Source organism: Streptomyces sp. NPDC056144, assembly GCF_042264145.1.
Lineage (GTDB): Bacteria > Actinomycetota > Actinomycetes > Streptomycetales > Streptomycetaceae > Streptomyces.
Window position 1 is genome coordinate 1 of sequence record NZ_JBHJVF010000016.1, and the last position, 23,788, is coordinate 23,788.

The 23,788-nt window shown below is 74.1% G+C and carries 19 protein-coding genes and 2 tRNA genes; 2 read left to right on the forward strand and 19 right to left on the reverse strand.

Annotated features, from left to right (window positions below; translation table 11 throughout):
* Window positions 1-242 precede the first annotated feature (242 nt).
* A tRNA-Lys gene (locus ACFC0Z_RS32100) sits at window positions 243-316 on the forward strand.
* A 55-nt stretch (window positions 317-371) separates the two neighbouring features.
* Here ACFC0Z_RS32100 and ACFC0Z_RS32105 read toward each other — a convergent pair.
* From ACFC0Z_RS32105 to ACFC0Z_RS32130, 6 genes are all read right to left on the reverse strand, one after another.
* A complete protein-coding gene (locus ACFC0Z_RS32105; protein WP_376445467.1) occupies window positions 372-1,034 on the reverse strand; it encodes a response regulator in 663 nt (220 codons plus the stop codon).
* A complete protein-coding gene (locus ACFC0Z_RS32110) occupies window positions 965-2,281 on the reverse strand; it encodes a sensor domain-containing protein (protein ID WP_376445469.1) in 1,317 nt (438 codons plus the stop codon). Before ACFC0Z_RS32110 ends, ACFC0Z_RS32105 begins: the two co-directional genes overlap by 70 nt.
* A 62-nt stretch (window positions 2,282-2,343) precedes the next feature.
* Entirely contained in the window at window positions 2,344-4,014 is a 1,671-nt protein-coding gene (locus ACFC0Z_RS32115; RefSeq protein WP_376445471.1) for an AMP-binding protein, read from the reverse strand.
* Between the two features lie 61 nt (window positions 4,015-4,075).
* A complete protein-coding gene (locus ACFC0Z_RS32120; RefSeq protein ID WP_376445474.1) occupies window positions 4,076-4,672 on the reverse strand; it encodes a lytic polysaccharide monooxygenase in 597 nt (198 codons plus the stop codon).
* 202 nt (window positions 4,673-4,874) lie between these two features.
* Window positions 4,875-8,090, reverse strand: a complete 3,216-nt coding sequence (locus ACFC0Z_RS32125) for an SPFH domain-containing protein (RefSeq protein WP_376445477.1) — start codon at window positions 8,088-8,090, stop codon at window positions 4,875-4,877.
* Window positions 8,091-8,508: 418 nt separating this feature from the next.
* A complete protein-coding gene (locus tag ACFC0Z_RS32130) occupies window positions 8,509-10,053 on the reverse strand; it encodes a peptidoglycan-binding protein (protein ID WP_376445480.1) in 1,545 nt (514 codons plus the stop codon).
* A 183-nt stretch (window positions 10,054-10,236) separates the two neighbouring features.
* Between ACFC0Z_RS32130 and ACFC0Z_RS32135 the strand changes: the two genes are divergently transcribed.
* Window positions 10,237-10,310 (forward strand) — tRNA-Lys (locus ACFC0Z_RS32135).
* 52 nt (window positions 10,311-10,362) lie between these two features.
* Here ACFC0Z_RS32135 and ACFC0Z_RS32140 read toward each other — a convergent pair.
* The 13 genes from ACFC0Z_RS32140 to ACFC0Z_RS32200 form a co-directional block, all read right to left on the reverse strand.
* Entirely contained in the window at window positions 10,363-11,028 is a 666-nt protein-coding gene (locus ACFC0Z_RS32140; RefSeq protein WP_376445483.1) for a class F sortase, read from the reverse strand.
* A gap of 1 nt (window position 11,029) precedes the next feature.
* On the reverse strand, window positions 11,030-11,605 hold the full coding sequence (locus tag ACFC0Z_RS32145; RefSeq protein WP_376445486.1) for a hypothetical protein: 576 nt from the start codon (window positions 11,603-11,605) through the stop codon (window positions 11,030-11,032).
* An 85-nt stretch (window positions 11,606-11,690) separates the two neighbouring features.
* A complete protein-coding gene (locus ACFC0Z_RS32150; protein ID WP_055643299.1) occupies window positions 11,691-12,470 on the reverse strand; it encodes an HAD-IIA family hydrolase in 780 nt (259 codons plus the stop codon).
* A 91-nt stretch (window positions 12,471-12,561) separates the two neighbouring features.
* Window positions 12,562-14,112 carry an alkaline phosphatase family protein gene (locus tag ACFC0Z_RS32155; protein ID WP_376445489.1) on the reverse strand — a complete coding sequence of 517 codons (1,551 nt, stop codon included), beginning with the start codon at window positions 14,110-14,112 and terminating at the stop codon, window positions 12,562-12,564.
* A 188-nt stretch (window positions 14,113-14,300) separates the two neighbouring features.
* The gene (locus tag ACFC0Z_RS32160; RefSeq protein WP_376445492.1) at window positions 14,301-15,371 is read right to left on the reverse strand and encodes a 2-aminoethylphosphonate ABC transporter substrate-binding protein; all 1,071 of its coding nucleotides are present in this window, start codon (window positions 15,369-15,371) and stop codon (window positions 14,301-14,303) included.
* A 48-nt stretch (window positions 15,372-15,419) separates the two neighbouring features.
* The gene (locus ACFC0Z_RS32165) at window positions 15,420-16,238 is read right to left on the reverse strand and encodes an ABC transporter permease (protein WP_376445495.1); all 819 of its coding nucleotides are present in this window, start codon (window positions 16,236-16,238) and stop codon (window positions 15,420-15,422) included.
* Complete coding sequence (locus ACFC0Z_RS32170) at window positions 16,225-17,067, reverse strand: 2-aminoethylphosphonate ABC transporter permease subunit (RefSeq protein ID WP_376445497.1); 843 nt, start codon at window positions 17,065-17,067, stop codon at window positions 16,225-16,227. Before ACFC0Z_RS32170 ends, ACFC0Z_RS32165 begins: the two co-directional genes overlap by 14 nt.
* A gap of 49 nt (window positions 17,068-17,116) precedes the next feature.
* On the reverse strand, window positions 17,117-18,181 hold the full coding sequence (locus ACFC0Z_RS32175; RefSeq protein ID WP_376445500.1) for an ABC transporter ATP-binding protein: 1,065 nt from the start codon (window positions 18,179-18,181) through the stop codon (window positions 17,117-17,119).
* A complete protein-coding gene (locus ACFC0Z_RS32180) occupies window positions 18,178-18,891 on the reverse strand; it encodes a phosphonatase-like hydrolase (protein ID WP_376445794.1) in 714 nt (237 codons plus the stop codon). The genes ACFC0Z_RS32175 and ACFC0Z_RS32180 overlap by 4 nt, the downstream gene beginning before the upstream one ends.
* Before the next feature lie 5 nt (window positions 18,892-18,896).
* Window positions 18,897-20,027, reverse strand: a complete 1,131-nt coding sequence (locus ACFC0Z_RS32185; protein WP_376445502.1) for a TIGR03364 family FAD-dependent oxidoreductase — start codon at window positions 20,025-20,027, stop codon at window positions 18,897-18,899.
* A 163-nt stretch (window positions 20,028-20,190) separates the two neighbouring features.
* A complete protein-coding gene (locus ACFC0Z_RS32190) occupies window positions 20,191-20,958 on the reverse strand; it encodes a GntR family transcriptional regulator (protein WP_376445505.1) in 768 nt (255 codons plus the stop codon).
* Window positions 20,959-21,093: 135 nt separating this feature from the next.
* The gene (locus tag ACFC0Z_RS32195; RefSeq protein WP_376445507.1) at window positions 21,094-22,221 is read right to left on the reverse strand and encodes a hypothetical protein; all 1,128 of its coding nucleotides are present in this window, start codon (window positions 22,219-22,221) and stop codon (window positions 21,094-21,096) included.
* A gap of 125 nt (window positions 22,222-22,346) precedes the next feature.
* A complete protein-coding gene (locus tag ACFC0Z_RS32200) occupies window positions 22,347-23,756 on the reverse strand; it encodes an ROK family protein (RefSeq protein WP_376445510.1) in 1,410 nt (469 codons plus the stop codon).
* Window positions 23,757-23,788: the final 32 nt, after the last annotated feature.

Consider the following 23,788-nt stretch of genomic DNA (forward strand, 5'->3'; position numbering starts at 1 on the left):
GGCTGAAGCGTTCGGGGCTCCGCCCCGGACCCCGCGCCTCAAACGCCGGCGGGGCTGGATTTTCCAGCCCGCCCGGCGTTTGAGGGCACGGCCGCAGGCCGTACGGGGTCCGGGGGCCTGCCCCCGGTTTCGGGAAGGGGCGGGGTGGGGTGAAAGCCCCGCGCAGCGGCCCCCACGCCCCACCCCTACCGGCGTGGTCACGAGCACCCCTCAGGACCAGGTAGTATTTTCTCTGTCAGCAAGCGCCGCTAGCTCAGTTGGTTAGAGCAGCTGACTCTTAATCAGCGGGTCCGGGGTTCGAGTCCCTGGCGGCGCACAGACAGAGAAAGCCCCTCACTTCGGTGGGGGGCTTTCTTGTCGTGCCCGCCTGGTCAGGCCCGCAGGTAGGTCAGGACCGCGAGGACCCGGCGGTGGGTGTCCTCCGCCGGGGGCAGGTCCAGCTTGGCGAGGATGTTGCCGATGTGTTTGCCGACGGCGGCCTCCGTCACCACCAGCCGACGGGCGATCGCCCCGTTCGAATGGCCCTCCGCGACCAGGCCCAGGACCTCCCGCTCGCGCGGCGTCAGCGCGCCCAGCGGGTCGCGGTGGCGGCGCAGGAGCTGCCGTACGACCTCCGGGTCGACGACCGTGCCGCCGTCGGCGACCCGGGCGAGGGCCTCGGCGAACTCCTCCACCTGCCCGACCCGGTCCTTCAGGAGGTAGCCGACGCCGGTGCCGTCGCCCGCGTCGAGCAGGTCGGCGGCGTAGCTGCGCTGCACGTACTGGCTGAGGACGAGGACCGGCAGGCCGGGCCGCTCGGCGCGGAGCGCGACGGCGGCGCGCAGCCCCTCGTCCTGGAAAGCGGGGGGCATGCGGACGTCCGTCACGACCACGTCCGGGTCGTGGGCGGCGACCGCCTCGCGGAGGGCGTCGGCGTCACCGACGGCGGCGACGACCTCGTGGCCGAAGCGGGCGAGGAGTCCGATCAGCCCCTCCCTGAGGAGGACGCTGTCCTCGGCGAGGACGACGCGGAGCTTGCGGACGCTGGGCTGCACGGGATCTCCACTCGGAGGAGGGTCGGCCCGCCCGGCGGGCTCATGATCGTCAGTGTGCCATCGAGGACGGCGATCCGGTCGGCGAGCCCCGTGAGGCCGGAGCCACGGGCCGGGTCTGCGGCGCCCCGGCCGTCGTCCTCGACGTCGATCCGCAGGACGCCGTCCGCGTGGCGGGCGGCGACACGGGCCCGGTCGGCGCCGCTGTGCTTGCCGATGTTGGCGAGCGCCTCGCGGACGGCGAAGTACGCGGCGCTCTCGACGGCGGGCGGCAGCCGGGGCAGGCAGTCGTCGACCTCCTCGGTGGTGACGGGGACGGCCGACCGGTCGGCGGCGTCCGCGAGGGCGGCGGCGAGGCCGTAGTCGGCGAGGACCTGCGGGTGGATGCCGTGGATCAGTTCGCGCAGCTCGGTCAGGACCTGCCCGGCCTCCCCGTGGGCCTTGGCCAGCTGCTCGGCGAGGGGGCCGCCGGGCGGGGCGTCGAGACGGGCCAGGCCGAGGGTCATGGTCAGCGCGACCAGACGCTGCTGGGCCCCGTCGTGGAGGTCCCGCTCGATGCGGCGGCGCTCGGCCTCGAAGGCGTCGACGAGCCGGGCGCGGGAGGCGATGACCTCGCCGATCGCGCCGCCCGGCCCGTCGGCCTCGCGGGGCGCGAGGAGCGCCCGCGCGAGGGCGGCGCGGGCCCCGGCGACGGCGGTGAGCGGGTAGGCGAGGGCCACCAGGAGGACCGCGCCGAGCAGGGCGGCGGCGAACGCCTCGGGGTAGGTGGTGACCAGGTACGCCTTCACGACCTTGGCCTCGTGGCCGTCCGCCGCGAGCTGGGCGGGGGCGGTGAGGAGGGCGGCCGGCAGGCCCACGCAGGCCGCGAGCGCGAGGAGGTCGAGCGGGCCCAGGACGGTCGCGAGCAGCAGCGCGTACCCGAACTCCCGCCACGTCGCCTGCTCCCCCATCCGCAGCCGCAGCCAGGCGGCGAGACCGGGGGCGGCGGGGGTGCGGTGAGGGTCGGGGGCGGGGTCGAGATCGACGAGACGGAGACGGCGGCGTTCGAGGGCGGCGAGGGCGGGGCCGGAGAGGAGGAGCAGCGGCAGGCCGACGAGGAACAGGGAGAAGACCCCGAGTACGACCATCCCGAGGGCGGCGGCCGCTCCGACTGCCACCCCGGTGGCGAGGTAGGTACCGGCGCGCCACGGCCACGGCCCGAGAAGAAACCGGCGCCGGGCGAGCGCCTGCCACGCGGTACGAGATCCCATACGGGCCTACGCTAAGCGGCCCCCACCCCCGGGGCCACCCTCCACCGGGGCGATGCCCCGCCTCAGGGTGTCGGCGTGCGGCCGTGGGTTTTGTAGAGGGACGTCAGGGCGTTGGTTGTCTCGGGGGTGAGGAGCTCGTAGGGGGACGTGGGGGTGGGGCGCCACCACGTCGGGTCGTCGGAGAGGAAGGACGCCTGGCGGAGGGCCGCTCGGTGGATTTTGTTGGTGGCCGTGAGGGGGAGTTCGGGCATCACGCGGACGAAGCGCGGCGGCATCTTCGTGCCCAGGTCCGGCTGCGCGGCCAGGAAGGCGGCGAAGGCCGAGGGGGAGAAGGACTCGCCGTCGCGGAGCGCCAGCGCGGCCATCACCTGGTCCCCCGCCACCGGGTCCGGTATCGCGTACACCGCCACCCCCGCCGCCCGGTCCCACCGCGCGAGGATGCCCTCGATCATCGCCGCCGCGAGGTTCTCGCTGTCGACTCGCAGCCGGTCGTCCGTGCGTCCCGCGAAGTAGAGGAAGCCTGCCTCGTCGCGGTAGAAGAGGTCGCCCGTCCAGTACCAGCCCCCGCGCAGCCGCGCCGCCTCCGCTTCCGGGTTGCGCCAGTATCCCTCGAAGGGCGAGCGGCCCCGGTTGACGAGTTCGCCGACGGCCTCGGCCGCGTTGAGGAGCCGGCCCTCGGGCGAGAAGCGGGCCGGTGCGCATTCCTTGCCGGTCTCCTGGTCGAGGACCGCCAGGTCGTCCGTGGGCGCGGCCCGTCCGATCGCTCCGGTGGGCGTGTCCGGGGTGCGTTGGATCGCGGCGCCGCCCTCGGAGGAGCCGTACCCCTCGACGAGCGGCACCCCGAACCGTTCCCGGAAGCGCGCCGCGTCCACCGCCCCCGCCTCCGTGCCGAAGCCGAGGCGGAGGGAGTGCGCGCGGTCGTCGGGGCCGGGCGGGGTGGCCAGGAGGTACTGGACCGCCCGTCCCACGTACGTGAAGTACGTCGCCCCGTAACGGCGTACGTCGGGGAGGAACCGGGACGCCGAGAAGCGGGCCCGGAGCGCGATGCCCGCGCCCGCGACCATCGCCGGTGCCCAGTCCGCGATCACGGCGTTGCCGTGGAACATCGGCATGCAGATGTAGTGGACGTCGTCGGGGCGGACGGAGAAGTGGGTGGCCAGGGAGGCGCCGGCGGCGGCGAGGCGGCCCTGGCTGCACAGCGCGGCCTTCGGCGCGCCCGTCGACCCCGAGGTGAAGGAGAGGAGGAAGCGGCTGTCGGGGCGGACGGGCCCGAGGCTCGCGTCGCCGGGGCGGGCGTCGGCGTACGGGGCGAGGAGCTCCTCGTACGCGTCGGTGTCCGTGACCAGGATCCGTACGCCGGGCAGGTCGAGGCCGTCGAGCAGCGGCAGGTGCGCGCGCTGGGTGACCACGATCCGGCAGGCCGTGTGCCGGATGTCCCGGGCGAGTTCGGCGCCGCGCCGGGTCGGGTTGATCCCGGCGACGGCGGCCCCCGCGAGGGCCGCCGCGCCCAGCCAGAGCGGGTACTCCGGCGTGTTGTCCAGCAGGATGCCGAGGTGCGGCTCGCGCCCCGGCAGGGGTGGCATCAGTTCCACGAGCAGCGCGGCCCGCGCGGCGGCGCCCGCGGCGACCTGGTGGTGGGTGAGGGTGTGGTGCTCGTCCCTCAGTCCGGTCCGGTGGTCGCCCCACTGGCGTCGTACGAGCTCCGCGACGGTGTCCGCGCTGCTGCTCCTCATGGGCCGGACTGTAACTGACGGCCCATCAGAATTGAACGCCCGGACGCCCGGAATCAGCCCGTCAGAACTTGACGTCCGAGCAGGCGTAGAACGCGTTCGCCGTGTCCGCGATCGTCCACACCGCCAGGATCAGATGCCGGCCCGTCTTGCCCGCCGGGATCGTCCCGGAGTGCGAGAGCGTCGCCGGCGGCTGCTGGTTGTTGTACGGGACCGTCAGGAACGGCTGCGGGTCGAGCGCGGCCCGCGTCAGCTTCTGCGTCGGGTCCCAGCCGTTCTTGGTGATGTAGTACTTGAAGTCGGTGGTGCGGTGCCGGGCCGTGAACTGCCAGCGGAAGCTGTAGCTCTGGCCGGCGACGAGACCCGTCGTCGGCCAGGCGCCGCCCCGGGGGTCGTCGAGCTGGGCGAACTGCGAGAGCCCGGCCGAGCAGATCTTGCCGTCGGCGGGGCCGGCGGCCGGGAAGCCCTTCGGACCCTCGACCGACTGCGGCTCCCACTGGATGGGGCCGCAGTTGGTCACGGTGCCGTTGGCACAGAGCTTCTGGCGGCTGATCGGCGAGTCGGTGTAGCCGTGGCTGCCGGCGCTGCCGGTGGCGAGCAGGGAGGCACCGGCGACGCCGAGCGCCACCACCGCCGCCCCGACGGTCGTTCTTTTGCGCATGCTGTCACTCCAGGAGAACGTGGGGAGTTCTGTGGGGTCGTGCCGCACGCGTGCGTGGTGGTACGTGAGCACGTGACGTACGTGACTCACTTTGGTCTGGACCAAGTACCAAGGTATGGACCTGACTTGAACATGTCCATCCCCTCGGCGCATGCCGGAGGGGATGACCCACCGGGCGCCGAGGGGATGGCTCGCCGGATGCTCAGGCGCCCTCGTTCGGCGACGTCCTTCCCGTGTAGAACGCCACCGTCAGGTCCTTGACCAGCGACTTGCGCTCATAGTCGTCGAGCTCCACCAGACCACGACTGGTCAGCCGGTGGACCACGTCGTCTACCGCGTCCACCACCGACGTCAGGACACTGTCCCGGTGCTTCGCGTCGATCGCCGCGATACGGCGCCGCTGCATCGCCGCCGCGACCTCGGGGGCGTACTCGATCCGCGTCGGCTGCGCCGAGAAGACGTCCACACCGACCGGCACGCAGTCCGCCGACAGCATCCGCGTCAACGCCTCGCCGACCGCCTCCGCGTCCCGGAGCGTCGGAGCGTCCTCGTGGAAGGCGTCCGCCGGAAGCTGGGACAGCACCCGGGCCATCGCCGCCTCCACCTGCTCGCGCAGGTACTCCTCGTGGCCGTCGACGCCGAGCGCGGCACGGACCGTGTCCCGCACCCGCCAGACGACGAGCACGACGACATCGAGGGCCGTCCCCTTCGCGTCGACCGCGGGCAGCGGCTCGCTGCGCCAGTGCCGGAGCCGGACGTCGACGCGGCGGCGGAGCAGGAGCGGGCTCATCCAGACCAGGCCGGTCCTGCGGACCGTGCCCCGGTAGTCGCCGAACAAGGTCAGGACCCAGGCGTAGCCGACCCGGCCGCGGCCGAGACCGCCGAGCGCGAAGAGGGTCACGGCCACGCCGAGGGCGAGGCCCGCCCACTCACTGATCCGGATGCCGTCGTACGGCCGTGCCGGCAGCCGCAGCATCCGCGTGACCTCGGCGGGCACGACACCGACCCACCACAGGACCGCCGCGCAGCCCGCCAGCGAGAGCAGCGCGCCGACCACCCCGACCCAGCCGGGCAGCACCTTGCCGGGCCGCTCGACGAGACCGGGGTCGGCGGTGGGGGCGGGACGGGCCTTGGTGGCGGCGGGGCGCGAGGGGTGAGGGTGAGGGCTGGGATTGGGGTTGGGGTTGAGGTGGGGATTGCTCCCGGCGTGCCCCCTGCCCTGCGACTTCGCGGGAGCGGGGATGGCGACGGTGTCGGGACCGCCGTCGTCCCCGGCGCCGGGGGTGGCGCCGGGAGTGCCGCCGGTCGTGTCCGGCTCGTCGCGGAAGAGCAGGTGTACGGGGATGGAGCCGGTGGTCTCGGAACCGATCACGTTCTTACGGCGGCCGACACGGACGACTCCGGCGACGGGCACGGCGAGCGAACCGATCTTCGCCCCCGTGATCTGCCCGAAGTCGGGCACGCCGACGGGCTCCTTGACGACGGCGACCTTGCCGGTGGCGGTGGGCCGAGCGGCAGCCTTGGCCCCGCCGGCGGCCGTCTCCGCGCCCCGGGCGGCGGAGGCCCCGCCGGTCTCGGCAGCGGCGGCCGCACCCTCGGGAACGAACCCGACGGTCCGGACCCCGGCACCCCGCCCCACGGCCGGGTCGGAGGCCCCGGCACCCGCCGGAACGGCGGAGACGGCGCCCGCGGATGCCGCCTCCGTACGGGCTTCGGCTTCGTCGGCCCGGCCCGCCGGAACCGACCCGCCCCTCCGGGCATCGGCACCCGGTCCCGCGACAGCGGACCCACCGCCCGCCGGAGCGGCGGAGACGGCGCCCGTCTGAGCGGCGGAGACAGTACCCGCCGCCGCACGGGCTTCGTCAGCCCGGCCCGACGGAACCGACCCGCCCGCCGGAACGGCGGAGACGGCGCCCGCCGGAGGCGTGGCAAACGCGCCCGCCGCCGGGGACGCTCCCGCCTGCGCGGCGGAGACCGCGCCCGTCTGAGCGGCGGAGACAGTGCCCGCCGCCGCACGGGCTTCGTCAGCCCGGCCCGACGGAACCGACCCGCCCGCCGGAACGGCGGAGACGGCGCCCGCCGGGGGCGTGGCAACCGCGCCCGCCGCCGGGGACGCTCCCGCCTGCGCGGCGGAGACCGCGCCCGCAGATGCCGTCTCCGTACGGGCTTCGGCTCCGCCCCTCCGGCCATCAGCACCCGGTCCCGCGACGGCGGGCCCACCGGCTGAAGGCGACGCCGACGCCGTTGCCGAGGCCTCACGGGCTTCGTCAGCCCGACCCGTCTGGGGCGACGCCGACGCCGACAGGGCGGTGGAGCCCCGCCTCACCGAGGGCGTGGGAGCGGCGCCCGCCTGCGCACCGTCGGCGGCGCTCGCGCCCGCCGGGCCGGCACCGGCCGTCCGCACGTCGGCGGCCCGGACCGACGTGGACACACCTGCCGCCTGCGCGGCAGCAGCAGCCCCTGCCGGGGGCTCGGCCTCCCGAGCCGACGAGGAGGAAACGCCCGCCTGCGCGCCCGCAGCCGAGCTCGCCCACGGCTCGGCCGTCCGGCGCGCCGAGGGAGAGACGCCCGCCTCGGCGGCGCCCCCGTCGACCGGGACGGAACCCGTCGCCCGTACGTCAGCAAACCGGGCTGAGGGAGAGACACCACCGGTCTGCGCGGCGGCAGTCGGGGCGGAGCCGCCCGCCTCGTTGGCGATGTTCACACCCACGGGGGCGGACGCGGACGGGAGCGCCCCCGCCCGGACTTCGGCGGTCCGCGCCGCCTGCGTGGCGGCGGTCGCGTGCGCCGAAGGCGACGTCCCCGGCCAGGGATCGGCCGCCCGGCCAGTGGCGCTCGCGCCCGTCGGTACGGAACCGGACAGCCGGACGTCAGCAGCCCGGGCCGCCGGGGAGGCACCACCGGCCTGCGCGGCGGAGCCGACCCCCTCGGTCGGGGCGAGCATCCCCGACCGGGGGTCGGCCGCCCGGCCGGCGGCGCTCGCGTCCGTCGGTACGGAACCGGCCGTCCGCGCGTCGGCGGCCCCGTCGCGGACGGGGGACGTCGTCGCCCGGGGCCGGACGCCGTCGGGTGCGACCGTGCGGACCTCGACGGGCCTGCCCGCCTGGGCGGCGCCCGCCGTACCCGCCGGCGGGGCACCGACCTTGCGGACGTGGGCGGCCGGGTCCTCCAGGACGATGCCGCCCGGCCGCGCGGCCGCCGGGGCGGGCCGGTCAGCGGTGGGGGCGGGCCGGTCAACGCCCGGGGCCGGGGTCGGGTCCTGGACCTGGACCTGGGACTCGGCCTGAGCCGGAGCTTGGGCCTGGCCCGCCCCCGAAGCCGAAGCCCGGCCCTGGGACTGGGACTGGGACTGGGCCGGAGTCTGATCCTGGGTCAGCCCCTGGGCCGAAGCCGGAGCCTGGGCCTGCCCCTGAGCCAAAGCCTGAGCCGGGGTCAAACCCTGAGGCAGAGCCAGAGCCAGAGCCTGGGCCTGGGCCTGGGCCGGAGTCTGACCCTGACCCTGGGCCTGGGCCTCGGCCTGGGCCGGCGCCTCGGCTTCAGTCGGACCGATGGTGGGGGCGGGCGCGGGCGGAGGCGTGCCCGTGTCCGTAGCCGCGGCCGCGCCCACACTCGTACCCGTACCCATGTCCGTGCCCGTGGTCCCGGGCCTCGTCGGGGCCGGTGTCGGGGCGGGTGGAGGCGATCCCTGGCCCGTGCCCTGGGGTGGGGACGTGCGGGGGAGGGTGCCGTCCGTCAGACGTCTGGCCGTGCGGGCCGCGTCTCGCGAGGCCGCCGCGCCGGAGTCCGCGGGGTTCGGGTTCGATGCCGTCATTCAGGTCCACCTCATGCTCTCGGGGTCATCGGAACAAGCGCCGCCAGGTCTCCGGGCCCGGGTAGCCGTCGGCTTCACCGCCGCGCCAGCCCTGAGCCCGCTGGAACGCCTCGACGTTGCGGCGGTCCGCTTCCGACCACTGCGGACCGGGTCCCGACAGGTAGTGCTTGCCGAAGCCCCGCTTCACCAGTTGCTTGCCCAGCTTCTCCACATATGCGTTGGACTGGCCCGGACGGAAGTAGCCACGCCCGGGATACCCCGGCGTTTCCGCGCTGGGGCCTCCCGAACCACCCGAACCGCCGATGTTCTTGCCCTTGCCGGTGACGAGGAGCTTCCACGTCTCCGGGCCGGGCAGGCCGTCCGCTTCCTTGCCCTTCCAGCCCTGCGCCTGCTGGAACGCCCGGGTCGCGCGCCGGTCCGCCTCGCCCCACTTCGGGCCGGGGCCCTCGCTGTAGTACTTCTTGCCGCCGCGCTCGACGAGGAGCCGGCCGAGCTGGGTGACGTACTTGTTGTTGGCGCCGGGGCCGAACTTGTCCGCCCCGGGGTAGGGGGTGGAGGGCGTCGTGGGGTTGGTGGGGGTCGTGGGCTTGTCGGGGTTCGAGCCGCCGCCGGTCGTCCCGCTGACCACGCCCTTGTAGCGGTAGGCCACGTACCGGTCGGAGTTCTCCCAGTACGCCATGGGCGTCGCCTGCTTGCGGGTGCGCGGCCTCGTCTGCTCGTACGCGATGTACGAGGTGTGCGTGTAGTCGGTCCAGCCGCCGAACATGGTGACGTGCGAGCCGCGCGTCGGGCTCGTGGGGTTGTGGAAGAGGAGGATGTCGCCGGGCTGGAGGTCCTCGCGGTCGATGCGGTCGGCGTAGCGGTCGAGGCTGCCGGTCCACTCGTTGCCGCGCAGGTTCCAGGCCATGGAGATGTAGCCGGAGCAGTCCTGGCGGTAGCCGTCGGACCAGTACTTGTCCATGGAGTACGGGACTTGGGCGGCCACCCACAGCTTGGCGCGGTTGATGATCTCGGCGCGGGTGGTCTTCCGCAGTTCGTCGGTGGCGGTCTGGGTGACCGGGGTCACACCGGTGCCCGGGTTCGTGGTCGCGGGGGTCGTGGTCGCGGGCGGTTTCGGCGCCGAGGACTGGGGGCCCGGCGTGCCGTGCAGCGGACCGCGGCCGCCCTGGGGGGTCTCCGGCCCGGGCCAGGGCGTGACGGGAGTGGCGGGAGTGGCGGGAGTAGCGGGAGTGACGGCACGGTCGGCCGGGGCGGCGGCCGGGGCAGGGACCTGGAGGTCGGCCGTGTTCATGCGGGTGCCGGCACCCGCGCCGGCGCCGGGCGTCTCGTCGGTCGCCGGAACCGGCGGGCCCGCCGGGCCGGACAGGGCCGAGGCCACTCCCGTACCTCCCCCACCAAGGACGACACCGGCCGCCGTCACCAGGACCAGCGCGCGGCGGGCGCCGTGCGCGGCCGGATGGCCGCCCGCGCGGACGGGCAGACCGAGGGCGAGATCACGTCGCTGCTGGGCGCAGCCCGGGCAGCCGCAGTCGGCCGCGGGTTCGAACTCCTCGAAGACCGGCACGCTCATGCGCTTCCCCTCCACACTCGTCAAGATCTTTTGACCCTGGTTTCGGGCGCCAGTGTCTCAACTGTCTGGACAAGTCGCATTTTGACGGATCGAAGCCCTCATACGACCATCCGACAGGCCGGGACCGACGGGTATTGGTCAGGAGCACACCTCCAGGTCAGGTAGAGTTATCTCTGTCAGCAGGCGCCGCTAGCTCAGTTGGTTAGAGCAGCTGACTCTTAATCAGCGGGTCCGGGGTTCGAGTCCCTGGCGGCGCACAGACAGACTGAAGCCCCTCACCATCGGTGAGGGGCTTCAGTCATGTACGCCTCAGACTGCCCGGCCTGTACCCGTCAGGTACGCCGACACCACCACGTTCGCCGAGTACGTGCCCGCCGCGCGGTCGAAGGTCCCGCCGCAGGTGATCAGGCGTAGTTCCGCCCGGTGGGGGTGGTGCTGGCCATAGGCCCGGGACGGGTCGAAGGCGGTGCGGGGCAGGACCTGGACGTCGTCGATCGTGAACTCGGCGACCGTACCGTCCGTCCGGGTGACGCGGACCTTCGCGCCGGGGCGGGCCGCGCTCAGGCCGTAGAAGACGGCCGGGCGGGTCTCCGTGTCGACGTGGCCGACCAGGAGCGCGGCGCCGTCCGCGCCCGGCTGGGTGCCCGGACCGAACCAGCCGACCGTCTGGGGCATCTCGAACGGCGGCGGGTCGATCGCCCCGTCCGCGTCCAGGCCGCGCGCCACGACGGGCGCCGCGATGCCGAGCGACGGGATCTCCACCCGCCGGGGTTCGGCCTCACGCGTCAGCGGCGCGTGGGCCGGCGGCAGGGACACCCCGAGGGGGCGGCCCACGGCGGCGATGTCGCCGTGGGTCGGCGCCGAGCTGCCGCCCGGGCCCTCCGTGGCCTCGCGGCCCCAGAGCCAGAGCCCGAGGAGCAGCAGCGCCCACGTCACGCCGGTGACGAGCCGCCCGTGACCCGAGGTCGTCGCCACGTCACTCGGAGCGGCGGCGGGCGCTGCGGAAGGCGACGGCCACGGCCGCGAGCGCCGCCATGCCGAGGCCGAGCAGCGTGTACGGCGTGCCGAGGCCGCTGTCGCCCGTCGTCTCGGCGACCCCGGGCGCGGCCGGGGCCGCGAACGCGGCCGTGCCGCCGCCGCCCGCGCGGACCGGGGCGACCGGGACGGGTCGCGAGGTCGGCTCGTGCGTGGGCTGGTGGTGCCGGACCTGCACGGTGCCGACGTCCGGATGGTCGTGGCCGTCGCAGGTCACGCTGACCTTGTACGTACCGTCCTCGAGTCCGGACTTGACCGTGGTGTCGCCGAACAGCGGGTAGTCCCCGCCGTCCCGGCCGGTGAGCTCCGCGTCGGCGACGAACGCCTGGGACTTCGCGGCGCCGGTGGTGCCCTTGCAGCCCTGGACGCGGACGTCGACGTCGGCGCCGGGCGAGGCGGTGGACGGGGTGACGGTGACCTTCACCCCGTCGTGGGCGTACGCGCTACCGGCCGTGGGTGCCAGTACGAGTACGAGAGCCGCCCCTGCGGCACGGAGAGCAATGGGACCTGAACGCATCGTGACCTCCTGGTACTGGCAGGGTCACCCGATTCGGCCCGGCTCGCATCCGCAGGGGGCGATCAAGGACGTCCAGGAGGGCGTCTCACACGCGGTCGACGATGTCCGCGATCGAGTCGACGATCTTCGACGGGCGGAACGGGAAGCGGTCGATCTCCGCCTGGGAGGTCAGGCCGGTGAGGACGAGGAAGGTCTGCATGCCCGCCTCCAGGCCCGCCAGGATGTCCGTGTCCATGCGGTCGCCGATCATCGCGCTCGACTCCGAGTGCGCGCCGATCGCGTTGAGGCCGGTCCGCATCATCAGCGGGTTCGGCTTGCCCGCGAAGTACGGCTCCTTGCCCGTCGCCTTGGTGATGAGCGCCGCCACCGAACCCGTGGCCGGGAGCGGGCCCTCCAGGGACGGGCCGGTCTCGTCGGGGTTGGTGCAGATGAAGCGGGCGCCCGCGTTGATCAGGCGGACCGCCTTCGTCATCGCCTCGAAGGAGTACGTCCGGGTCTCGCCGAGCACCACGTAGTCCGGGTCGTGGTCCGTCAGGACGTACCCGATGTCGTGGAGGGCGGTGGTGAGGCCGGCCTCGCCGATGACGTACGCGGTGCCGCCGGGGCGCTGGTCGTCGAGGAACTTCGCGGTCGCGAGGGCCGAGGTCCAGATGTTCTCGACGGGGACTTCGAGGCCCATGCGGGCGAGGCGCGCGTGCAGGTCGCGGGCGGTGTAGATCGAGTTGTTCGTGAGGACCAGGAACGGCTTCCCGGTCTCCCGCAGCTTCTTGATGAACGCGTCGGCGCCGGGGATCGGAACGCCCTCGTGGATGAGGACGCCGTCCATGTCGGTCAGCCAGGATTCGATCGGCTTGCGCTCTGCCATGGGTGCGGGACTCCTGCCGTACAGACGTGCGGTGTTCTGGGGGCGCCGCGACAGCGCTGTGGCGACGCCCCCAGGGTAGGCCCTGCCCGGTTCAGGAGGTCGTGATCTTCACGTCGTCGATCGTCCAGTACCAGTTGTTGGACCCCGTGTACCGGAAGCGGAAGCTCACGCTGGAGGCGCCGGAGGGGACGGCGACCGCGAGGGACTGGGGCTGGGAGATCACGTCGGAGGTGTAGCTCTTCACCTGGGTCGGCGTGCCGCCGTTGAAGCTCACCAGGACCTGGGCGACCTGGGAGCCCTCCTGGAGGTAGTGGGTGGTGAAACCGAGGTTCACCGTGGAGGCGCCCGAGACGCTGTACGCCGGGGTGACCAGCGTGGAGTCGTACGTCCCCGAGAAGGACTTGTCCGCCCACTCGTCGGAGTCGGCGACGGCGAAGACGCCCCGCGCGCGGACGTTGAGCTCGCGGGACTGGTCGCGCTGGGTGCGGGACCAGAACTCGTCGGTCGCGAACGACCAGCCGCGCCACTCGCTCACGCCGCCCGTGCCCATGGCGCTGTTGATCACCGACCAGCCGGTGGGCGCGGTGTGCGTGAAGCCGAGGACGCCGGCGGGGATGCCGGTCTCGTCGACGCGGCCGGACAGGGACCCGTACAGCGCGTCGAAGGGGTCGGTGGAGCGGGTCTGGATCGGCTTGCCGTCGAGGCCCCAGGCCGGGTCGGGGACGATGCCGAGCTGCCGGAAGACGGTCGCGGCGACGTCGACGAGCCGGGTGTCGATCGGGCGGGCGCCGGCGGCGATGCCGGGGCCCTGGGCGAGGACGAAGGTGCGGCGCTCCTCGATGCTGGAGCCGCCGTGGCCGCCGCCGTCGGTGTGGCCGTGGTCGGTGGCGACGATGACCGTCCAGCGCTCGGTGGCGTACGAGGGCCGCGCCTGGATCGCGGCGAGGAGGCGGCCGAGGTAGGCGTCCTGGACGTCGATGGCGTCGAGGTACTTGGGGGACGCGGCGCCGTAGCCGTGGCCGATCTCGTCGGTCTCGCCGAAGTAGACGAAGAGGACGTCGGGGTTCTGGTTGCGGAGGACGTCCTCGGTCGCCTCGGTGATCACGAGGTCGTTGACGGCGTAGTTGTTGTCGTAGACGAGCTTGGCGTCGGCGCCGGGCGTCACCGTGCCGTGGGTGTCGAGTTCCGGCCAGTCGACGGCGGCGAAGAGCGAGAGCTCGGGCCGGACCTGGTGCAGGCGGGCCAGGAAGCCGGGGTACTTGGCGTAGTTCTTGCCGGTGAAGGTGTTGTCCTTCACGCCGTGCTTGTCGGGCCAGACGCCGGTGGAGATCGTGGACCAGCCGGGGCCGGAGGAGGTCGCGGCCATCGGGTTGGCGTAGAGCAGCGAGCGGCCGTACGTGCCGTTCGCCATGAGGGACTTGAGGTTCGGCGCCTTGGCGGCGTCGATGCGGTCGTGGCGCAGGCCGTCCATGCCGACGACGAGCACCTTGTCCTTGCTGGTGCCGTTCGGGAGGGTGGGGGCGGCGGTGGTGGCCGCGTGGGCGGCGGGGGCGGCGAGCGCGCCGGTCGCGGCGACGGCGGCGGTGGCGCCCGCGGCGGCGAGCAGGGTGCGGCGGGGAATGCCGGGGGTGGTCGTCGGCATGACGGAGTCCTCCGTGAAGGTTCGTGGCAGGGGGTGTGCGCACACCAACGCCCCTGATACTTCAGGGGCGTTGGGCTATACCTGTTACCTTTCCGCGATCAGCGGGGGTGTTCCAGGGTGATGGGGTGAACTCTTGGCCGCCGATGGATTTTCACTCGGCGATCCATGGACTTTCGCCCGACGGTCCGTCAGCTTCCGGTCGCGGACTTCCACGCGTCCACGTACGTCGTGAGGTTCTTGTCGATGTCCGCCCAGTCCGGCTGGAAGATCTCGACGCCGTCCATGAGCTTCGCGAGCGCGACCGCGTTCGCGTCCGTCGGCTTGACGTCCTCGCGGGCCGGGAAGCCGCCGCCGATCGCGCTCACCTCGCGCTGGGCCTTCTCGCTCAGCAGGAAGTCGAGGAGCTTCTTGCCGTTCTCGGTGTGCGGGGCCTTGTCGACGAGCCCGGCCGCGTACGGCAGGGCGAAGGTGGTCGGCCTGCCCGCGCCCTTCGCCGGGAACCAGATGCCGAGGTTCGGCATGGAGCGGGCCTGGGCGTAGTTCATCTGGACGTCGCCGTTGGCGACGAGCAGCTCGCCCTTGTCGACCTTCGGCGCGAGCTTGGAGGTGGAGGAGGACGGGCCGACGTTGTTGGCCTGGAGCTTCTTCAGGTAGTCGAGGGCCGGCTCCTGCCCGCCGAAGTCGTGCATCGCCTTGATGAGGACGGCGGTGCCGTCGCCCGCGACGCCGGGGGTCGAGTACTGGATCCGGTTCTTGTACGTGGCGTCGAGCAGCTCCTCCCAGCTCTTGGGGGCGGCGGGGAGCTCCTTCTTGTTGTGGACGAAGCCGAAGTAGTTGTTGACGACCGAGGTCCACTTGCCGTCGGCCGCCTTGTCGCCGCCGCCGACCCGGTCGGCGCCCTGGGGGGCGTACGCCTGGAGGAGGCCCTTGGAGTCGGCCTGCTGGATGAAGGGCGGGAGGGTGACGAGCACGTCGGCCTGGGTGTTGCTCTTCTCGCGCAGGGCGCGCTGCACCATCTCGCCGGAGCCGCCCTCGACGTACTTCACCTTGATGCCGGTCTCCTTCTCGAAGTCGGCGAAGACCTTGTCGTACCAGCCGTCGCCCTTCTCGCCCTTGAGGCCGTCGGCGCTGTAGACGGTGACGACCTTCTCGTCGGAGGCGGCGGACGCGCCGCCGCAGGCGGTGAGGGAGGCGGCGAGGGCGAGGGCGCCGGTGACGGCGGCGATCGGCCGGAGGTGGGTGCGGGCGTACGTAGGCATGGCGTTGTTCTCTCCTGGGACGGGGGGGAGGCTTGGCGGTAGGACGCTTCAGCGGTAGGACGCTTTGGTACGGATGCGGGAGACCGCGAGCAGGGCGAGCAGGGTCGCCGTCATGAGGACCACGGCGAGCGCCGAGCCGGTGAAGAGCGAACCCCGGTCGGTGGCCGTGAAGATGAGGACCGGCAGGGGCAGCCAGTCCGGCGGGTAGAGCATCATCGTGGCGCTCAGCTCGCCCATGGAGAGGGCGAAACAGAGCCCGGCCGCCGCGGTGAGGGACGGCAGCAGGAGCGGGAGCTTGACCCTGAGGAGTACGGACGAGGGGCGGGCGCCGAGTCCGGCCGCCGCCTGCTCGTACATCGGGTCGAGGCGCCGGATCGCGGCCGAGACCGACTGGTGCGCGAAGGCGGTGACGAGGACGGTGTGGGCGAGGATCACGATCCAGCGCGTGCCGTTGAGGAGGACCGGCGGCTGCGAGAAGGCGACGAGGACGGCGAGGCCGACGACCACGGACGGCACGGCGACGGGCAGCATGAACAGCGCGTCGAGGGTCCGCTTGAGGGCCCGGTGGCCGCGCCCGCCCGCGCGGCCGAGGGCGTCACCGGCGAGCGCCGCCCACGTGCCGACGGTCAGGGCGACGAGGCTCGCGGTGAGGGCCGTGACCAGGCTGGTGGTGAGGGCCTGGAGGGACTCGCCGCGGACGGCCGCCGCGTAGTGGGCGGTGGTGGGTCCCGAGGGGAAGGCGCCCGACCAGTGGGTGGCGAAGGACGCGGCGACGATGACGAGCAGGGGCAGGGCGAAGAGCGGGACGAAGAGGACCGCGAACAGCGCCCACGCCGTCCACCTGCCCGTACGGCTATGCACCAGCACGGCGGCTGACCCCCCGGTAGAGGACGTAGAGGCCCACGGAGAGCACCACGTTGACGACGGCGACGACGCAGGCGGCGGCGTAGTCGGATTCGAGGATCGCCTTGCCGTAGACGAGCATCGGGAGCGTCGTGACGCCCTTGGCGCCGGTGAAGAGGACGATCCCGAACTCGTTGAGGCAGAGGACGAGGACGAGGCTGCCGCCGGCGGCGAGCGCGGGCAGCGCCTCGGGGAGGATCACCTGCCGGACGATCCGCAGGGGCCGGGCGCCGAGCGAGGACGCCACTTCCAGCTGGGCCGTCTCCATCTGGGAGAAGGCGGCGAGGAGCGGGCGCATCACGAACGGCGTGAAGTAGGTGATCTCGGCGAGGAGGACGCCCCAGGGGGTCGTCAGGAAGGCGAAGGGGCCGGTGGCGGCACCGGTCACGTCCGTCCAGACGCCGTTGGCCATGCCCACCGTCCCGTAGACGAAGAGGAGGGCGAGCGTGACGAGGAAGGAGGGGAAGGAGAGGAAGACGTCGACGAACTTCGCCACCGCCTTCCCGCCGGGGAAGGGCACGAACGCGATGACGAGCGCGAGGACGAAGCCGAGGACGAGACAGCCGGCGGTGGCGGCGACGGCGATCCAGACGGTGGTGAACAGCGCGTCGCGGAAGGAGGCGGATGCGAGGACCCGGGCGTACGCGCCGGGGGCCAGGGACTCCTGGACGACGAGGGCCAGCGGGTAGAGGAAGACGAGCGCGAGGACGGCGACGGGGGGCAGGGCCCAGAGCCAGACCGTCGACCGCCTGCGGGCGGCGGGGGCGGCGGCGGGGCCGGTGCGGGTGGGCACGACCGCCGGTGCCGGGCGTTCCCGGACGAGACCCGCGGACCCGGCCCCGCTACTCACCGTTCACCCCCGCGGCGAGCAGCACCGCGTCCTCGGGCGCGAAGTGCAGCGTGACCTCGGTGCCGAGCGCCGGGGTCTCCCGCAGCTCCCGGACGTCCGCCTTCACGCGGTGGCCGTCGACGTCGACGTACAGGCGGTGGGTGGAGCCCCGCCACTGGACCTCGGCGATGCGGCCCCGGAGGGCGTTCGGGCCCTCGCCGAGGCCGACGAGGTGGGGGCGTACGCAGAGGGTGGCGGTGGAGCCGGGCGCGGCGCCGGACGGGGTGGGGAGACGGAGCGCGGTGTCCCCGAGGGTCACGTGGCCGCTCTCCACGGTCACCGGGAGGAGGTTGGCGTTGCCGACGAACGAGGCCGTGAACTCCGTACGGGGGCGCCGGTAGAGGTCCTGCGGGGTGCCGCAGTCCTGGAGCCGGGCCTTGTCCATGACGGCGATCCGGTCGGCGAGGGTGAGGGCCTCGACCTGGTCGTGGGTGACGTACAGGATCGACACGTCCGGCAGCTCGCGGTGGAGCCGCGCGAGTTCGGCGAGCATGCCGGAGCGGAGCTGGGCGTCGAGGGCGGAGAGCGGTTCGTCGAGGAGGAGGACGTCCGGGCGGATCGCGAGGGCGCGGGCGATGGCGACGCGCTGCTGCTGGCCGCCGGAGAGCTCCCGGGGGTAGCGGCGGGCGTACGCGGCCATGCCCGTCATCTCCAGGGCCTCGGCGACCCGGGCGGGGATCTCGGCCTTCGGGGTCCTGGGGTCCTTGCGGGCCTTGAGGCCGAAGGCCACGTTGGCGTCGACGCGCAGATGGGGGAAGAGGGCGTACTGCTGGACGACCATGCCGATGCCCCGCTTGTACGGGGGGAGGGCGGTGACGTCCCGGCCTCCGATGTACACGCGGCCGGAGGCGGGGGTGACGAATCCGGCGACGGCCCGCAGCGCGGTCGTCTTGCCGGAGCCGGAGGGGCCGAGGAGGGCCATGACCTCGCCGGGCTCGACGGTCAGGTCGAGCCGGTCGAGGACGGTGGTGCCGCCGTAGGCGACGGAGACGCCGTCGAAGCGGATGCCACTGCTCATGCCTCGCACTCGCTCACCAGGGAGGGGAGTTCGGCGACCGAGGCCAGGACGTGGGTGGCGCCGTGCTGCCGGAGGGCCGGTTCGCCGTGGGCGCCGGTGCGGACGCCCGCGACGATCCCGGCGCCCGCGCGGGAGCCGCTGAGCATGTCGTACGAGGTGTCGCCCGCGACCGCGATCCGGCGGACGTCGTCCACGGCGGCGGTACGGAGGAGGGCCGCGAGGACCATGTCCGGGTACGGGCGGCCCCGGCCGCCCGCGTCCGCCGGGCAGAGGGTCAGTTCGACGAGGTCGCGCCAGCCGAGGGCGTCGAGGATGGCGTCCTGGGTGACGCGGGCGAAGCCGGTGGTGAGGACGACGGTACGGCCCTGCTCGCGGAGGGCGGCGATGGCCTCGGCCGCGCCGGGGACCGGCGCGATCCGGCCGTCGGCGACCAGCTCTCCGTACGCCTCCTCGAAGGCGAGGTTGGCCTGCCGGGCGCGGGTCTCGTCGCCGCCGAGGAGGTGGCGGAAGACGGAGATCTTGGACTCGCCCATGGTGGCGCGGACGTAGTCGATCATCGTGGCCGGGTCCTCGCCGAGGCGCTCGGCGGCGGCGGTGAAGGCCTGCTCGACGAGGCCGCCGTCGGCGACGGTGGTGCCGGCCATGTCGAGGACGACGAGGTCGTACCTGTTCGGGTTGTTCGGGTTGCTCGGGTTGCTCGGGTTGTCCATGTCGGTCACCAGCCCAGTTCGTTCGCGGTCGTCTCGGCGATGGCGGGCGAGCAGGTCATGCCGCGCCCGCCGGGCCCGGTCACCAGCCACACGCCGTCGTCGACGCGCTGCCGGTGCACGACCCGGCTGGTGTCGACGCACTGCGCGTACACGCCGGCCCAGCGGCGCCGGATCTTCGGCAGCGGGCGGCCGAGGAAGGACTCGACGACGCGGGTGAGGTGCTCGTAGGGGTCTTCGAGGGTGTCGAAGGCGAAGGGGTGCTCGTACTCGTGGGTGTCGCCGATCGTCAGCCCGCCGTCGAGCCGCTGGACCATGAGCAGCTGCATCTTGTGGGCGGCGGCGGTCGGGTCCTGGGGCTGCCCGGCGCTGAGGGCGTCGAGGGCCGGGGACGCGTACGCCGGGTAGTAGCGGAAGGAGTCGGCGTCGGCGACGGAGGTGGTGAGGGGCTCGCCGAGCGGCTCGGTCTGCATCATCTGGAGCCGGACGCGGCGGACCGGTATCTCGCCCGCGATCTCGCGGACGAGGCCGGAGAGCCAGGCTCCGGTGCACAGGACGACGGCGTCGCCGGTGTGGATCTCGCCGCGGTCGTCGCGGACGCCGGACCCGGCGGCGCCCCTGACGAGGTCGCGGACCTCGCGGTTCGGGAGGAAGGTGTAGCGGCCGGAGGCGAGGAGGGCCTCGCGGAGGGCGAGTTGGGCGAGGCGCGGCTCGACGGCGGCATCCCGTTCGCACCATAGCGCCGCCTCGAACTCGCCGCGCAGGGCGGGGTTGACCGCACGTGCCTCGCCGGCCGTGAGCAGCTTGTAGCCGCGGGCGGCGGCGTCGGGGCGGGCCACGGCCGCCTCGGCGACGGCCCGTTCGAGGTCGTTGCGTACGGGGGTCAGCGAGCCGATGGCCCGGAACCCGAGGCCGGGGACGCGGGCGCCGATGCCCTCCCACAGCTCGCGGGCGCGCAGGGCGGTGTCGAGCTCCTCTCCCCCGGCGCGGCCGCTGACCCAGATCTGGCCGAAGTTGCGGAGGGACGCTCCGCGCGCCTCGGCCTCGCGCTCGATGTGTACGACCTCGTGGCCGCGTTCCACTGCGTGCCAGGCGTGCATGGTTCCCACCACGCCGGCTCCTACGACGATCACCTTCATGGCCGAAACGGTCGTGGGGGTGGGTGGCTTGGACGGATCGGGTGGGCGACGGGATGATGAACGGCCCGCCAAGCTTGGACCAGACCCGTTATCGTTCTGTTATCTGGCGGGGTGGTCCGGAGGAGGGGCGCTCCGGGGAAAAGGCGTTCCGGAGGAGGGGCTTTCAGCCCTGGCGGCCCAGGTGGGCGGTGAAGCTGAACCGGTCCCCCCGGTAAAGGGTCCTGACCCGCTCCAGGGGCAGCCCGTCCGTGTCCCGCGAGACGCGGTGGAGCAGCAGCATCGGAAGGGCCGGCGGGGTGCCGACGAGGAGGGCCTCGCGCGGGGTCGCCAGGACGGTCTCGATGCGCTCGTCGGCGTCGCCGAAGGTCACGCCGAGACGGTCGCGGAGGTAGGCGTAGAAGGAGGAGTCCGGGTCGAACTCGACGTCCAGGCGCGGGGCGCGGGCCTCGGAGACGTACGTGCTCTCCAGGCCGACCCGCTCGTCGTCGGCGAGCAGCACCCGCTCCATGTGCCAGACGGGCGCGCCGACCCGGGCGCCGATCTCGGGCGCGAGGGCCTCGGGGCAGGGGAAACGGTCGAGGGAGATCAGACTGCGGCCGGGACGGCGGCCCTGGCGCCGGACGCCCTCGGTGTAACTGGCGAGCGAGAGGGGCTGTTCGAGCTTGGGGCCCGCGACGACCGTGCCCCGGCCCTGGCGGCGCAGCCGCCCCTCCAGGAGGAGGTCGCGCAGCGCCTGCCGGAGGGTCTCGCGGGACACCTCGTACCGGACGGCGAGATCGCGCTCGGTGGGCAGCGCCTCCCCCTCCCCCAACTCGTCGACAAGGAGGGAGAGTCGGGACTTCACCGCGTAGTACTTGGGGACCCGGCCGTGCTCGGGGACGCCGGAACGGACGGGAGCGCCGGGGTCGGTGGGGTGTTTCACGGAGTTCACCGCCGGATCGTCGCAGACGGGGATGAACGGGAAGGTGTACGGCGCATGGCGCTCAGGGGCGGCTCGCTGGCGCGGCTCGCTGGTACGGCTCGCCGGCCCCGCTCAGGGGTGCGGGACGCGGCGCGTCGGCCCCGCTCAGGGGTGCGGGACGCCGTCGGCGGCGCGTCGGTGCCTCCGGACCGTACGGACGAGCCCCGCGCCGACGAGGATCAGGGCGGCGGAGAAGGGGGCGAGGGCGAGGGCCGCGTCCTCGCCGGACTCCGCGCCGGTGTGGGCGAGTTCGGGCCGGCCGACGGAGGTGCCCGGCCCGCTCGGCCTCTCCTTGCCCGGAGGGGCGGCGGGGTCGGCGGGGTCCGCGGGACGGGGCCTGCCGCCGGGCTCCGTGGACGTGCCCGGCCCGTCACCCGCCTCGGCGGGGCCGACGGTCAGGCGGTAGCCGCCGGTCGCACCGGATTCGCCGATCCAGTCGCCGTCGGCGCCGCGGCGCTGGACGGCCGCCGCCGTCACGACGACCTCGTCCGGGTCGGCGTCGGCGCGGAAACCGAGGCGCACGGGAACGGTGAGGGTGCGGCCGGGAAGCACGGTGAAGCCGCCGAAGCCGCCGGACTCGGTGAACGCGCCGACGTTCTCGGCCTCCTGGGTCGCCTCCAAGGCGACCGGGCGCCAGCGGGACGCCCCGCCGTCGTAGAACTCCAGGCGGATCTGGTCGGGCCGGAGCGCGGTCTCCCTGTCCTGGTCGGCGAGGACGAGGACGGGGTGGACGCCGACGCAGGAGGCGTCGGTGGTGTTGGTGAGGTCGAGCGTCAGGTCCTGGAGGGGCCCGCCGGCGGGATACGCGCCACCGTCCGGGCCGCCGTGGAGCCGGATGCCGAGGGGGAACTCGGCGGCGGTGCCGCCGCTGCCGGAACCGCTTCCGGCGCAGGTGGTGGCGGGCGGGTCGGGGGCGGGGGCGGAAGGGAAGGCGCCGGAAGCCGTCGCCGCGCGGGCGGGGGCGGCGGGTGTGGCGGCGACCGTGACGGTGGAGACGGCGGCGGCCGCGGCGGCCATCGCCACGACCTTCGCGGCGGTCCGTGTCGCCGTCCGCGCGGCCACCCGGGCCACGCGCGCGACCCGGGCGGCGCGCGCCCCTCTGGCCGCTCGCTCCGCCCGCACCGTTCTGGCCGCCTTGGTCCCCTTCACGGCGGGGACAGTGGACCGGGCGGGCCGGGCCGACCGGGTGGCGGAGGCGGAGGTCTTGCGCTGGCGCAGGAGGGCAGGGGCCATGGGGTGGCTGCCTTTGGTGGTCGCGGGCGTACGGGTCGGCCGCGACGCTGCCATGCCGGCGGGGGCGGACACGGGAGCGACACCGTGGGCGGCCCCGGTCGGCCCGAGGAATCCGCCCGATCAGCCTATTGTCCGAAGATCGGAGCGAGCACGAGCCAGGCCGCCCCCACGGCGACGGCCTGCGGGGCCGAGGCCACGGCGACGGCCGTCGGGAGACCGAGCCCGGCGAGGACGTTCCGGACGCCGTCCTCGAACACGTCCGGGGCGCCGAGCACCGTCCGCCCGCCGAGGAGCACCTGGTCGACGTCGAGCAGCCGTACGAGGGTGACGGCGCCCGCGCCGAGGATGCGCGCGGCCTCGGAAAGTTCGCCGCGCGCGACGGCGGCGAGACAGAGGACCTCCAGGCAGCCCCGGCCGCCGCAGTCGCACGGGGGACCGTCGAGCAGGACGGTCTGATGGCCGAGCTCGCCCGCACCGGTCCGCTCCCCGCGCAGCGGCGCACCGCCGAGCACGATCCCGGCACCGAGCCCCGTGCCGAGGTGCACGTAGGCGAAGGAACCGGGGGCGTCGGGACGCAGGGTGAGGGCGAGGGCGGCGGCGTTCGTGTCCTTGTCGAGCACGACGGGCAGCCCGAGCCGCCGCGCCAACTCCTCCCGCACGGGATACCCGTCCCACTCGGGAAACCCGGTCACCCGCCCAGGCCGCCCGGCCCGGTGATCGAGCGGCCCGGGCATGGCGACGCCTACGCCGAGGAGGGGGGCGGGGGCGGGAGCGGGGGCCTCGGCGGGGACATCCGCGGGGGCCGCCGGGTGGGGGGCCGGGGCCGCCCGGTCGGGAGCCGGGAACTCCCGGCCGGAGGACAGGGACTCCCGGCCGGAGGCCAGGGACTCCCGGTCACGGGCGAGGGGCTCGTGGTCGTCGGTCTGGGCCTCCCGGCCGGAGGCCAGGGACTCCCGGTCACGGGCGAGGGGCTCGTGGTGGTCGGTCTGGGCCTCCCGGTCGGGGGCCGGGGGCTGGGTGGAACCCGGGGGGACGTGTGGGGGGAGGGCCCGGCTCGGAGGAGTGGGGTGGGGGTGCGGAGCTCGTACCCCTGGAGAGAGGTCCGCGAGGAGGGCGCCGACCTCCTCCGCCACCGCGTCGAGGACGCGTGACGCGCCCGCGCCGAGGTGCAGCGGGCGGCGGCGGGAGGCCACCACGGCACCCGCCAGGTCCGTCAGGACCGTCGTCAGCTCGTCGCGGTCGAGGTGGACCCCGACCGCGTACCCCGCCTCGGGCGCGAGCCGCAGCACCGTACGGGGCTTGCCGCCCGTCGACGCCCGGTGCCCCGCCTCCGCCGCCAGCCCCTCCGCCCGCAGCCGTGCGGTGATCTTGCTGACGGCCTGCGGCGTGAGCCCCGTCCGTTCCGCCAGCTCCAGACGGCTGATCCCCGTCTCCCCCGCCGTCCGCAGCAGATCGAGCACGAGCGCCGCGTTGTGGCTGCGCAGCGCCGGCACGTTCACTCCACCGGGCCCCAGGTCCCTCGTCACTCCCGTCACGCCCCCATTGTCGCCCTCGCTTGCACTTTGGC